The organism is Pseudodesulfovibrio mercurii, from assembly GCF_000189295.2.
GTDB lineage: Bacteria > Desulfobacterota > Desulfovibrionia > Desulfovibrionales > Desulfovibrionaceae > Pseudodesulfovibrio > Pseudodesulfovibrio mercurii.
Genome location: NC_016803.1, coordinates 3815715 through 3828576 on the forward strand (window position 1 = coordinate 3815715; position 12862 = coordinate 3828576).

At 65.2% G+C, this 12862-nt stretch carries 12 protein-coding genes; 3 read left to right on the forward strand and 9 right to left on the reverse strand.

Annotation, left to right across the window (positions count from 1 at the left end; genetic code table 11):
- Window positions 1-97 precede the first annotated feature (97 nt).
- Complete coding sequence (gene mqnE / locus DND132_RS17260; RefSeq protein ID WP_014324058.1) at window positions 98-1192, reverse strand: aminofutalosine synthase MqnE; 1095 nt, start codon at window positions 1190-1192, stop codon at window positions 98-100.
- 4 nt (window positions 1193-1196) lie between these two features.
- A complete protein-coding gene (locus DND132_RS17265) occupies window positions 1197-1835 on the reverse strand; it encodes a TetR/AcrR family transcriptional regulator (protein WP_041915845.1) in 639 nt (212 codons plus the stop codon).
- Between the two features lie 128 nt (window positions 1836-1963).
- Between DND132_RS17265 and DND132_RS17270 the strand changes: the two genes are divergently transcribed.
- A complete protein-coding gene (locus tag DND132_RS17270; protein ID WP_014324060.1) occupies window positions 1964-2791 on the forward strand; it encodes a 1,4-dihydroxy-6-naphtoate synthase in 828 nt (275 codons plus the stop codon).
- A 3-nt stretch (window positions 2792-2794) separates the two neighbouring features.
- Here the strand turns inward: DND132_RS17270 and DND132_RS17275 are convergent, their stop codons facing one another.
- The 7 genes from DND132_RS17275 to DND132_RS17305 all read right to left on the reverse strand — a co-directional run bounded on the left by DND132_RS17275 (window position 2795) and on the right by DND132_RS17305 (window position 8825).
- Window positions 2795-3691: a DMT family transporter gene (locus DND132_RS17275; RefSeq protein WP_014324061.1), complete on the reverse strand. Its 897-nt coding sequence runs from the start codon at window positions 3689-3691 to the stop codon at window positions 2795-2797.
- Window positions 3692-3858: 167 nt separating this feature from the next.
- Window positions 3859-4128 carry a hypothetical protein gene (locus DND132_RS17280; RefSeq protein WP_014324062.1) on the reverse strand — a complete coding sequence of 90 codons (270 nt, stop codon included), beginning with the start codon at window positions 4126-4128 and terminating at the stop codon, window positions 3859-3861.
- A gap of 426 nt (window positions 4129-4554) precedes the next feature.
- Entirely contained in the window at window positions 4555-5082 is a 528-nt protein-coding gene (gene yjgA, locus DND132_RS17285; RefSeq protein ID WP_014324063.1) for a ribosome biogenesis factor YjgA, read from the reverse strand.
- Window positions 5082-5699 (reverse strand): ABC-type transport auxiliary lipoprotein family protein, encoded by a 618-nt coding sequence (locus DND132_RS17290; protein WP_014324064.1) that lies wholly within the window; start codon window positions 5697-5699, stop codon window positions 5082-5084. Before DND132_RS17290 ends, yjgA begins: the two co-directional genes overlap by 1 nt.
- Window positions 5700-5711: 12 nt before the next feature.
- Window positions 5712-6863, reverse strand: a complete 1152-nt coding sequence (locus DND132_RS17295; RefSeq protein WP_014324065.1) for an MlaD family protein — start codon at window positions 6861-6863, stop codon at window positions 5712-5714.
- A gap of 3 nt (window positions 6864-6866) precedes the next feature.
- Entirely contained in the window at window positions 6867-7670 is an 804-nt protein-coding gene (locus DND132_RS17300; RefSeq protein ID WP_014324066.1) for an ABC transporter ATP-binding protein, read from the reverse strand.
- Window positions 7671-7679: 9 nt separating this feature from the next.
- A complete protein-coding gene (locus tag DND132_RS17305) occupies window positions 7680-8825 on the reverse strand; it encodes an ABC transporter permease (RefSeq protein WP_014324067.1) in 1146 nt (381 codons plus the stop codon).
- A 162-nt stretch (window positions 8826-8987) separates the two neighbouring features.
- Between DND132_RS17305 and DND132_RS17310 the strand changes: the two genes are divergently transcribed.
- On the forward strand, window positions 8988-9461 hold the full coding sequence (locus DND132_RS17310) for an Lrp/AsnC family transcriptional regulator (protein WP_014324068.1): 474 nt from the start codon (window positions 8988-8990) through the stop codon (window positions 9459-9461).
- A 17-nt stretch (window positions 9462-9478) separates the two neighbouring features.
- A complete protein-coding gene (locus DND132_RS17315; RefSeq protein WP_014324069.1) occupies window positions 9479-12499 on the forward strand; it encodes a proline dehydrogenase family protein in 3021 nt (1006 codons plus the stop codon).
- The last annotated feature ends 363 nt before the right edge of the window (window positions 12500-12862 follow it).

A 12862-nucleotide genomic window follows, 5' to 3' on the forward strand; every position in this document is an offset into this window, starting at 1 on the left:
CCAAAGAGTTTGGGAAAAGGTGGGGATGGGGGTCCGGGGGAAGGGGAGGAAAGAACCCTTTTCAAAGGTTTTTCCCTTCCCCCGGCCGCCGGAGGCATTACACCTCGTTGAAAAAGCCGTCGCGTTCGACGGGGGTGCAGCCGCAGCCCCGGATCATGTTGGTCAGTTCGGACCGGGACAGCCCCTGTTCCGAGGTGGCCCCGGCCTCGTGGCCGATCTTTTCCTCGACCACCGTGCCGTCGAAGTCGTCGGCCCCGAACTTGAGGGCGGCCTGGGCCTGTTTGACCCCGAGCATGACCCAGTAGGCCTTGATGTGCGGGATGTTGTCGAGGAGCAGCCGGGATACAGCGATGGTCTTGAGCTCCTCCAGGCCGGTCAACGGGTTGTCGATCCTGAGTTTGCTGTTCTCGGTCAGGAAGGGCAGGGGGATGAAACAGGTGTACCCGTGCGCCCGGTCCTGGGATTCGCGCAGGCGGATGAGGTGGTCCACGCGGTCCTCGACGGCCTCGATGTGCCCGAAGAGCATGGTCGCGTTGGTCCTGATGCCCAACCCGTGGGCTTCCTCGTGGATGGCCAGCCACTCGTCGGCCGTGGCCTTGCGCGGGCAGAGTTGTTCGCGCACCGAAGGGGCGAATATCTCGGCCCCGCCGCCGGCCAGCATGCCCAGCCCGGCCGTTTGCAGGCGGACCAGGACCTCGCGGGTCGGGACGCCTTCCAGGCGGGCGAAGTGGGCGATCTCCACGGCGGTGAAACACTTGAGGACCGCGTCCGGGTAGCGGTCGCGCACGGCGGCGAGGATGTCCTCGAAATAGGCCAGGCCGAGCTTCGGGTGGCAGCCGCCGACGATGTGCACCTCGCGCGGCGGGAGCGGGGCGGCGGCGAGCTTGGCCAGGACGTCGTCGCGGGTCAGGACGAAGCCGCCGGACTGGCCTTCCTCGCGCTGGTAGGCGCAGAACACGCAGCCGTTGACGCAGACGTTGGTGTAGTTGACGTGGCGGTTGACCACGTAGAAGGCCTTGTCGCCGTGCAGCCGGGTGCGCACGCGATGGGCCAGCGCGCCCACGGCCAGGGGCTCGGGGCAGCGGAACAGGCGCACGCCGTCGTCGAAGGACAGGCGCTCGCCCGCCTCGACCTTGTCGCGCACGTCGGCCAGGCCCATGTTGTCGAAATAGTCGCTTTTGAACAGGTTCATGCGGTTACTCCTGTGAAGGGATGTCGGCCAGGCCGTGGCGCAGGAAGGCGGCCAGGGCGCGGGCCAGGTCCGGCAGGGAGGCGGCGGGCGCGAGCCCGTTGTCCAGGGAGGGCACGGCATAGCCCTGGATGAAGCGGTCCATGACCGCGTGCAGGGTGAACACGGCCATGTCCACGTCCAGTGCGGCGGGCAGCTGGCCCGCCCGGATGCCGTCCTCGATGAGCTGCCGGAGGTACTTGGCGTGCGCGCCCCGGATCTCGCCGAGGAACCGTTCGCGCAGGGGGAAATTCTCGTTGAAGAGCATCTTCAGATAGATGCGGTACAGGTTGGGGTGGTCGTCCACGAACCGGGTCCCGGCCAGGAAGCTCATCTCCATGCGCTCGAAGAAGTCCAGGCCCGGCGTGTCGCGGATGACCTTGAGAGGCTTCTTGAACCCGGCCACGGCGCGACTGAAGATGTGCTCGAACAGCCCCTGCTTGTTGCCGAAATACTTGAACAGCGAACCCTTGGCGATGCCCAGACGGTCCACGATGCGGTTGACCGAGGCCTGGTGGTAGCCGTACTCGGCGAACTCCACGGTGGCCTCGTCCAGGACGCGCCGCCGCTTCTCCTCGGGCAGGTTCTCAAAGGTGTTTTTTGTCAATGCCGGGCTCCCGTACTTGCGCTTTCCGGTCGGTTCCAGTAGTGGTGACCAGGTGGTCACCATGAGTACAAGGACGCGGAGATCGTGTCAAGTATGGTGATGAAAATTAGGTAAAACAGAAGGTTGTCATGCAGAAAAAATTGACCATCGGCCATTCTCCCTGTCCCAACGACACCTTCATCTTTCACGCCCTGACCAGCGGGCTGGTGGACTGGCCGGGCGGGCTGGACCTGACCCTGGCCGACGTGGAGGAACTGAACGGGCTGGCCGCCGAGGGTGCGCTGGACGTGGTCAAGGTGTCCACGGCCGCCGCCGCCGGGATTCTGGACGAGTACGTGCTGCTGCGCGCGGGCGGGGCCATGGGCTACGGGGCCGGGCCGGTGCTGGTGGCCCGGCAGGGGCGGACCCTCGACTCTCTGGACGGCGGCACGGTGGCCATTCCGGGCGAGCGGACCACGGCCAATCTGATCTTCGGGCTGTGCTGCCGGGAGGCCGGGATTGCGGTACGGCGCGCGCCCATGGTCTTCGACCGGGTCATGGACGCGGTGCGGGCCGGGCGGGCGGACGCGGGCGTGGTCATCCACGAGGGGCGGTTCACCTTTGCCGAGCGCGGCCTGGTCCGGGTGCTCGACCTGGGGGCGTGGTGGGAGGCGCACACCGGCCTGCCCATCCCGCTGGGGGCCATCGCCATCCGGCGGTCGCTCGGCGATGACACGGCCCGGCGCATGAACGAGGCCATCCGGCGGAGCCTGCTCTACGCCCGCGCCCATCCCGAGGCCGGGCGGGAGTACATCCGCCAAAACGCGCAGGAACTGAGCGGGGACGTCATCCGCACGCACATCGAGACCTTCGTCACGGACTACAGCCTGGACGCGGGCGAGGCCGGGGCCGGGGCCGTGGCCAGGCTGCTGGCCGAGGCGGGCTGCCGTCGGCCGGACATCTTCATCGAGCTGTAGGGGCTAGTCGGCCTGCGCGGCCTTGCGGTCCTGGCTGACGTACACGCCGGCGATGACCAGGGCCGAGGCCGCGTACTGCATCCAGTTGAGGCGCTCGCCCAGCAGGACCATGCCCAGGATCAGGGTGATCACCGGGATGAGATTGATGAAGGCCGAGGCCTGGGCCGCCGGGATCTTGGACATGCCGTAGTTGTACATGCCGTAGGCCCCGATGGTCACGAACACGCCGAGGTAGAGGATGGAGAGCACGCCCGTGGTGTCGAAGGCCGTGGGCAGTTCGGTGGTGGGCAGGAAGAGCAGCGGGAAGAAGAACAGGGAGCCCGTGAAGGCCTGGACCATGGTCAGGAACCACGGGTCGTAGCGCGGGGTCAGCTTCTTCAGGGCGATCATGTACCCGCAGGCGCAGATCATGGCCAGAAATTCCAGGAAATTGCCGAGTATCGGGTTGGACGCCGTGTCCGTGGCCTCGGCCACGCTGGACAGGACCACCGCCCCGACGATGGCCAGGCCGAAGCCGGTGGCGGTGCGCCGGGTCAGGGGCTCGTCCAGGGTCAGGCGCGCCACCAGGGCCACCATGAGCGGCAGCAGGGCGCAGATCATCCCGGCCTGGGAGGCGTCCGTGTAGGTCAGGGCCAGGGCCTCGAACACGAAGTACAGCCCCGGCTCGCAGATGCCCATGAAGGCCAGCAGCTTCCAGTCGCCGGGCCGGTAGTCGATGTGGCGCAGGTTCCTGAAGACCAGCAGGAAGCAGAGGGAGGCCACGAACATGCGGCCGAAGATGACCACCATGGGGTCGAAGCGCTGAAAGGCGATCTTGAGCACGATGAACGAGCTGGCCCAGAGCAGGACGGCCGCCCACAGCGCCAGCAATGCCTTTGTCTTCCCTTCAGCGATACCCATGAACGACTCCTGCGGATGTGATCGAATCGTCTACCATTGTTCACGGTTGAAGGGAATGGCGTGGGCCATCATATATTCGGATGGCGGCCATCCGCGCGGGGCCCGGAACGTGAAAAGGGCCCCGCTCGCGCAGGACCCTTTTCACGGTGTTCTATGAAATGCTCGCCCTAGTGGGGGCAGACGGCCAGGACGTTGACGGGCTTGAAGCCGTTGTCCGGATCCTCGGCGTAGCGGCAGCCCAGGTGGGAATCGTCGCGCTTGTGCAGGATGTCGGTCTCGGAACTGAGATAATGCGGACAATTGTTGTTGTTGCAGATGAGGATGACGCCCCAGCCAGTTTCGGGCGGCGCCAGCCAGGGGTCCAGCCGTTGGCCGCAATGCGGACAGTTCTTGTCGGGCAACTCGGTGACGATGCCCGCGTATTCATGAATGACCATCGCTGTATCTCCTTGCATGCGGCAACTGAAGCCGTCGTTTTATCGATGGATACAAAATAATCCCCCAACCCCCGCCGTCAACCCCATGGGGTTGTTTTTTTATCGCCTCCGGCGGCCAGGGGGAAAGGGGAGAGGGGGAACCTTTTGAGAAAAAGGTTCCCCCTCTCCCCTTTCCCCCTGGACCCCCCAATCCCCCTCTCTCCCTCCCAAACTTTTTGGTTCCGCTTCGCGGGATGCGAACGCGGGGGCTTTTTCGTGCTTGTTATCCGCTATCCGGGCACGGCTTCGCGCGCCCGCACGCCTTCCGCGCAGCGGCGATAAAAAGTTTAGGAAGGAAAGGGAGATGAGGGCCCGGGGGAAGGGGGAAAGGGAAGCCCTTTTCAAAGGGTTCCCTTTCCCCCTTCCCTCGGCCGCTGGAGGCTTCTATTACTCCGCTGACTGGAGATCGCGGAGGAGGCGGAAGAGGGCGCGGGCGTCCTTGGGGGGCTTGCCGGCGGTTTTTTCGCGGCGGGCGCCAAGGGTCAGTTGGCGGATGCGCTGGCCGTTGTCCGGGTGGGTCTCGAACAGTTCCTGGAGCAGGTCGTCGTCGCCGTCCAGGAGGCGGTCGCGCAGGGATTCGATCGCCTGGAAGGCCTGGGTCTTGACCTCGTGGCCGAGGTGGGCGGCCTCCACCAGTTCGCGAACGTGGGTGGTGTCGAAGGTGCGCATGAGCTTGCCCACGTACTGCATGTGGCGGCGTTTGGCCTCGTGCTTGGTCAGGGTCTTGATGAGCAGCAGGGCCTTTTCCACCTCGGGGGGCAGGTCCGCCTCCAAGATCACCTTGTCGCCCAGCGCGGCCAGGTCGGCCCCGAGCTGTTGCAGGGCGGTCATGTCGCGCTTGAGCTGGGAGCGGCTCGGGCGGTCGTCGATCTCGTCGAATTCCTCGGGCCGGTAGGTCGGTTTCTTCTTTGCCATCAGTTTTTCAGCGGCGCGGCGGCCAGGTCGGATTCAAGGGCGGTGAACACGGTCTCCACGCCCTGGGTCAGCCCCTTGACCAGGGCCTGGGGAGAGCCGTCGGCCAGGGGGATGCGTTCGGAGTAGGAGCCGGAGAAGACGATGGTGTTGTCCGCGGTGGATTCGTCCACCGCGAAGAACTGCATCTCGACCACGGCGGCGGGGGCGGCGGTGGAATAGTCGCCGTAGAGCGCGTTGACCGTGCCCTCCAGGGTCAGGCCGGGCACGGCCATGCTGCCGGGCTCGATGATGTGCGCGAACAGGCCGGACTCGCGCAGCCAGCGGCGCAACTCGGTGGTCAGCATGTTGGCCGGGCTGACGAAGAACATGTTGTAGAAATCGGAATCAATGCGTTCCTCGGGGCCGCGATAGACCAGCTCGCGGGTGTTGTAGAGGTCCGAGACGGACAGCCGCCGGACAAGGAGGATGATGTCGCGGGGGGCGGCCGCCTTGGGCGCGGTGCGTGCCGGGGCGATCTGGTAGTAGCGCTTTTCCAGGGGCTTGCTGCCCAGCTTGACGCAGGCCGAAGCGGCCAGGGCCGTGACCAGGAGGGCGATGAGAAGGGCGTATCGTTTCATGACGGTCACCGCTTAGTTGCCTTCGGGATGGGGTTTGCTCGGCGGGGTGCCGAAGATCACGCCGGACGGGTAGCGCTTGGCGTCGTCCGTGAGTTCCTTGACGTTCTGCATGACCTCGCGGGTGTCCTCGATGATGGACCGGACGTTGGCCTCCTGGGAGGCGGCCATGCCGTTGAGGCGGTTGATCAGGGTGTGGACCTTGGTCACGGCGGCGGCCAGGTCGGACGAGGCCCTGGAGATGTTTTCCAGGGAGGGGGCGATCTCGGCCATGGCCTTGTCCATGCGCGGGTCGGTCAGGGTCTTGCTCAGGACCTGGGAGGCCTGCTTGAAGCTGGCGATGGCCGCCCTGGTCTCGGCCGCGGCCTTGATGATGTTGTCGGCGGACTCCGAAGTGATGCGGTCCACGTTGGACAGGATGGAGGCGGTGTGCGGGATGAGGGTCTCGGCCGCCGGGTCGGCCAGCAGCCTGTCGGTCCGGCCCAGGATGCTCCGGGTGGACTGGAGGATGTCGAGCACGCGGTTGCCCGCCTCCCGGCCGCCCTCGGTCTTCATGAAGTCGTCGATGGTCCCGACGATGGACTTGACGTCCTTGATGATCGACTGGAGGTCTTCCTGCCTGAGGCTGCTCAGGGTCTTGCTGATGGTGGTCACGGCCTCCTCGACCCGGCTCAGGGTGGAGGGCACGGACGGGATGTACGCGTATTCCGGGGTCCAGTCGATGGGCAGGGGCGGGTTGGTCTTGGGGTCCTGGTAGATCGTATTCAGGAAGAGCTGGCCGGTCAGCCCCAGGGAGGTGGGCCGGATGCGCATGCCGCGCTTGGCCTCGCGTGCCACATGCTCGACGAACTCGTCGTCGGTCATCTCCTTGAACAGGTCCGGGTTGACCTCGCAGCGGACGTAGACGTAGCGGGACTGGGGCGACTTGGCGTCGTGGTAGATGTTGGACACGAAGTTGATCTCGGCCACGCGGCCCACCTGAACGCCGCGCAGCTTCACCGGGGAGCCCACGGACAGCCCGTTGACCGACTCGTCGAAGTAGGTCTCCAGGGGGAAGGTGGTCTGGAAGTAGCGTCCGGCCCCGAGGATGACGACCACGGCCAGGAGCATGCCGGTGCCGAGGATGATGTACAACCCCAGCTTGAAATAGTCTTTTTTGCGTACCATTGCCTATCCTTGGGCTGCCGGTTGTCCGTCCGGGCCGTGGCCGGGGGTGTCGATGTCGGGTTGGCGGAGAAAGAAGCGCCTGACGAACGGGTTGTCCGAGGTGTCCCGCAGCACGCGCGGGTCGCCCTCGGCCACGATGGTTTTGACTTCCTTGTCGAGCATGATAACCCGATCCGCTATTTTGTAAATGCTTTCCAATTCATGGGTGACGATGACGAAGGTGATGCCCAGGTTCTTGGACAGGTCGAGGATGAGGTCGTCCAGGACCGCGCTGGAGATGGGGTCCAGCCCCGCGCCCGGCTCGTCCAGGAAGAGGATGCCGGGGTCCAGCGCCATGGCCCTGGCGATGGCCGCCCGCTTCTTCATGCCGCCGGACAGGGCGGCGGGCATCTTGTAGGCCGCGTTCTCCATGTCCACCATGGCCAGCTTGGACTTGGCGATGAGTTCTATGGCCTCCTGGGGCAGGTCGGTGAACTCCTCCAGCGGCAGCATGACGTTCTGGAGCACGGACATGGACCCGAACAGGGCGCCCATCTGGTACATGACCCCGAACTTGCGGATGATCGTCTGGCGCGCCTCGCCCGTGGCCGAGGTCAGGTCGTCGCCGCCGAAGAGGACCCGGCCCGCCATGGGCTCGATCAGGCCGATCATGTTCTTGAGCAGGGTGGACTTGCCGCAGCCCGAGCCGCCGAGGATGATGAAGACCTCGCCCCGGTTGATGTCGAAGGTCACGTCGTTGACGATGACCACGCCGTCGTAGCCGCAGGTCAGGTTGCGAACGCTGATGACCGGTGTGTTGTCCGCCATGGCCTCCGCCTATATCCCCAAATAATAGTACGCCACGGCGAACAGGCCGTCGGCGAAGGCGATGAGGATGATGCCCGAGACCACGGCGCTGGTGGTGGACAGTCCCACGGCGCTGGCCCCGGACCGGGTCTGCATGCCGCGCAGGCAGCCCACGCCCGCCACCAGAAAGCTGAAGACCAGCCCCTTGGCCATGCCGCCCCAGAAGTCCGTGGCGCTGACGTTGGCGAAAACGCGCGAGGTGAAGGTCACCAGGGGGTAGCCCATGGAAAGCATGACCAGGGCTCCGCCCACCAGGCTGGCCAGGTTGAAGAACATGGTCATCAGCGGGACCATGGCCATGGTCGCCAGGAGCTTGGGAACCACCAGGAAGCGCATGGGGGAAAGGCCCATGGTGGTCAGGGCGTCCAGTTCCTCGTTGATCTTCATGGTCCCGATCTCGGCGGCGAAGGCCGAACCGGACCGGGCGGCCAGGAGGATGGAGGTGACCAGCGGGCCCATCTCGCGGAACATGACCAGGCCGAGCATGTTGGGCACGAATATCTCGCCGCCGAACCGCTGCAGGCTGATGGCCGACTGGAAGGACATGATCAGTCCCATGAGGAAGCCGATGAGCACGATGATGAACATGGACTCCACGCCCACGTTGATGCAGGCCAGGACCACGTCCTTCCAGCGCACCATGCCCGGATGCACGGCGGCCCGGCCGAGCAGGGAAAAGGACTCGCCCACAAAGGCGATCATCTCGCGCACGTTGTGCCACAGCTCGCCGCCCGCCGCGCCCACGGCCTCGGCCAGGCCGCGCCGCTCCCGTTCGCTGTCCCGCTGCTTGGGCAGGGCCGTGTCCCAGGTCAGGTCCACCAGGCGGCTGTCCTCCTCGCGCAGGTTCGTAAGTTCGATGGCGGCCTTTTTCTCGGCGCACAGCTCCTTGAGCTTGAGCAGCAGGGCCACGCCCGAGCCGTCCATGTAGGTCACGCCCCCGCAGTCGGCGGTCAGCCGGGAGAAGCCGGAACCGGACGCCCCCTTGACGGCCTCGGCCCAGACGGCGGTGGTGCCCGCCGCGTCCAGGCGGCCCGACAGGGCCAGGACCAGGCCGCCGTCCCTGGGGGAAACGGTGACCCGCGCGTCGGTGGGGCTGCGTTTGTTGCTGGTGGCCATGGGGTGTCGTTCCTCGCGTGATTCCTGGAATGTCATCCGAAGATATCGAATTGTCAGATTATCCGAGGAGACGGGAAAAGAAAAGTCGTATGTGCGCGATCGGTCGTCCGGCCGCCCGAAGTCGCTTGACAGGGGGTGAAAAGAATATTATTCCTTTATTCCATGAATATCAGAAAAATTGACAAACTGGATTTGGAAATCCTGAACATCCTTCAGGAAGACGGAAAGGTTTCCAATGCCGAAATAGCCCGGAAGGTCGGCAAGGCTCCCTCGGCCGTGCTTGAGCGCGTGCGCAAGCTGAGGAAGAGCGGTATCATCAAGGGCTATGAATGTATTGTCAACCACAAAGCTCTGGGTCGCGGGCTGACCGCCTTCACATCCATCCGGGTGGAAGAGGGCGTGGGCGCCACCGAGGTCGGCCAGAAACTGGCCGAATTTCCGGAGGTTCTGGAAGTTCATTACACCGCAGGGCGGGATTCGTATCTGGTCAAGGTCAGGGTGGAGGACACCGAGGCCTTGCAGGCGACACTGGCCAAGTTCGGCACCATCGGGCCGGTCCGGGACACCAATTCGACCATCGTCCTGACCACGGTCAAGGAGTCACGGGTCATACCGCTACCCCACGAAAACGACTAGAACACAAGGAGTCAACAATGTCCGCTACACCGACCTCCCTGGACCCGAGAATCATTGCTCGGGGCAGGGAGTTTTTTACGTCCATTTCCGGCGAATCTCCTTCGGTTTTCAACAAGGGCTGGTGGACCGGAAAGGTCATGGATTGGGCCATGAAAAACGAGGATTTCAAGGTCCAGATGTTCAGATTCGTTGATGTTCTTCCCTGCCTGAACACCTCGGAGTCCCTGTCGCGCCATATCGAAGAATATTTCGCGGGCGAGGATTCCAACATCCCCGACGTGCTCAAGTGGGGCGCGACCAAGACCAAGTTCGGCGGCGGCCTGGTGGCCAAGGTCCTGCACAAGACCATCCGCTCCAACATCGAGTCCATGGCCCGCCAGTTCATCATCGGCCAGGAGGCCAAGGAGGCGGTCAAGGGCATCAAGAAGCTGCGCAAGGACGGGTTCGCCTTCGTCCTCGACCTGCTCGGCGAGGCCACCGTGTCCGAGGTGGAGTCCGACGCCTACCGCGAGGGCTACATGGAGGTCCTGGACGCCATCCATAAGGAATTGGACAAGTGGAAGCCCCTGGACGGCGGCGAGGGCGATCTGGACTGGGGCAACGCCCCCAAGGTCAACGTGGCGGTCAAGCCGTCCGCCTTCTACTCCCAGTCCAAACCCGTGGACTTCGAGGGCACCGTGGACGGCATGGTCCGCAGCATCGAGCCCGTCTACAAGAAGGTCATGGAGATGGGCGGCTTCATGTGCATCGACATGGAGCAGCTCAAGTACAAGGAGGCCACGGTCGAACTGTACAAGCGCCTCCGCCTCAAGTATCCGGATTATCCCTACCTGGGCATCGTCTTCCAGGCCTACCTCAAGAGCGTGGACGAGGACGTCCGCCTGCTCGTCGAGTGGGCGCGCGAGGTCAACCTGCCCATCTCCATCCGGCTGGTCAAGGGCGCCTACTGGGACTACGAGACCGTGCTGGCCAAGCAGAACGACTGGCCCGTGCCGGTCTGGACCCACAAGCCCGAGTCCGACATGGCCCACGAGCGCGTGGCCCGCTACATCCTCGAAAACCACGACATCTGTCATTTCGCCTGCGCCTCGCACAACATCCGGACCATCTCGGCGGTCATGGAGAACGCGGCCGAGCTGAAGGTGCCCGAGGACCGCTACGAGTTCCAGGTCCTCTACGGCATGGCCGAGCCCGTGCGCAAGGGTCTCAAGAACGTGGCCAAGCGCGTGCGCCTGTACTGCCCCTACGGCGATCTGCTGCCCGGTATGGCCTATCTGGTCCGCCGCCTGCTCGAGAACACGGCCAACGAGTCCTTCCTCAAGCAGACCTTTGCCGACGAGGCGGACCGGGACCGGCTCCTGGAGAACCCCCAGGAGACCCTGCGCCGCCAGCTTGAGGGCAAGTGCCGGGTCGAGCCCGAACACACGGAAGGGCTGCCCCGGTTCCGCAACTATCCGCCCGTGGACTTCACCGTCCCGGCCGAGCGCGCGGCCTATCCCGCGTCCATGGCCCGGCTGCGCGCCGCCATGGGCAAACAGGTCCCGCTGTTCATCAACGGCAAGGACGTGACCACCGACGACACCCTGGATTCCTACAACCCGGCCGATCCCGGGGAGATCCTCGGGACCGTCTGCCAGGCGGGCGTGGCCGAGGTGGACGCGGCCGTGGAGGCCGCCCGCGAGGCGTACTTCGCCTGGCGCGACGTGCCGCCCGAGGAGCGCGCCCAGGCCCTGCTCAAGGCTGCCGCATATCTCAAGGCCAACGTCCACGACCTGGCCGCCCTCCAGGTCCTCGAAGTGGGCAAGCAGTGGGATCAGGCCCAGGCCGACGTGGGCGAGGCCATCGACTTCCTCGAATACTACGCCCGCGAGATGATCCGCCTGGGCAAGCCCCGCCGCATGGGCCGCGCCCCCGGCGAGATGAGCCATCTCTTCTACCAGGGCAAGGGCGTGGCCGCGGTCATCGCCCCGTGGAACTTCCCCATGGCCATCTCCGTGGGCATGGTCTCCGCCGCCATCGTCTGCGGCAACCCGGTGGTCTACAAGCCCGCCGGGTCCTCCTCCTGCGTGGGCCGCGCCCTGGTGGACATGTGGAAGGCCGCCGGCCTGCCCGACGGCGTGTTCAACTACTGCCCCGGACGCGGGTCGGTCATGGGCGACCACCTGGTGGACCACCCCGACGTGGCTCTCATCGCCTTCACCGGGTCCATGGAAGTGGGGCTGCGCATCCAGGAGCGCGCCGCCGTGGCCCAGCCCGGCCAGCAGCACTGCAAGCGGGTCATCGCCGAGATGGGCGGCAAGAACGCGACCATCATCGACGACGACGCCGACCTGGACGAGGCCGTGCTCGGCGTGCTCTATTCCGCCTTCGGCTTCCAGGGCCAGAAGTGCTCGGCCTGCTCGCGGGTCATCGTCCTCGACGCCGTCTACGACCGCTTCGTCGGCCGCCTGACCCAGGCCGCCAAGTCCATCAAGCTCGGCCCGGCCGAGAACCCGGCCAACTACATGGGCCCGGTGGTGGACAAGGCCGCTCAGGAAAACGTCCTGCGCTACGTGAAGATCGCCGAAGAGGAGGGCCGGGTGCTGGTCAAGCGCAGCGTGTCCGACGACGTCAAGGCCACGGGCGGCTGCTACGTGCCCCTGACCATCGTCGAGAACATCACCAAGGAACACCGCATCGCCCAGGAAGAGGTCTTCGGCCCGGTCCTCGCGGTCATGCGCGCCAAGGACATGGACGAGGCCATCGACATCGCCAACTCCACCCGGTTCGCCCTGACCGGCGCGGTCTACTCCCGCAGCCCGCACCATCTGGAACAGGTCTACCGGGACTTCCGCGTGGGCAACCTGTACCTGAACAAGCACTCCGTGGGCGCGCTCGTCGAACGCCACGCCTTCGGCGGCTTCAAGATGTCCGGCGTGGGCTCCAAGTCCGGCGGCCCCGACTACCTGCTCCAGTTCATGGACCCGCGCCTGGTCTGCGAAAACACCATGCGCCGGGGCTTCGCCCCCATCGAGGAAGGCGACGACTGGCTGAGCTAGCCGATCACGCGATACGAATAACCCCCCCCGTCCGGTTAACCGGGCGGGGGTTTTTTATTCGTTGCCTCCGGGCCTCCAGCCGTTGGCGGGTCTTGAGCATTACGGATGAGGACAGCAGCGATCGGCTGGGGGAAGGGGGGAAGGGGACCCTTTGAGAAAAGGGTTCCCTTCCCCCCTTCCTCCGGACCTCCATCCCCTCATCCTTCCTAAACTTTTTGGCGCCGCTTCGCGGGGTGCGGGGATGTGGGGCCAGGCGTCGTTGCCGGGGGATGTGCGGTGGCGGAGAGAGAGGGTGGGAAGAGGAGGGGAGGGGCCGGCGGCGGAACTTTTTTTCATTTTTTTTCGGGGGAACGATTTCGGGTC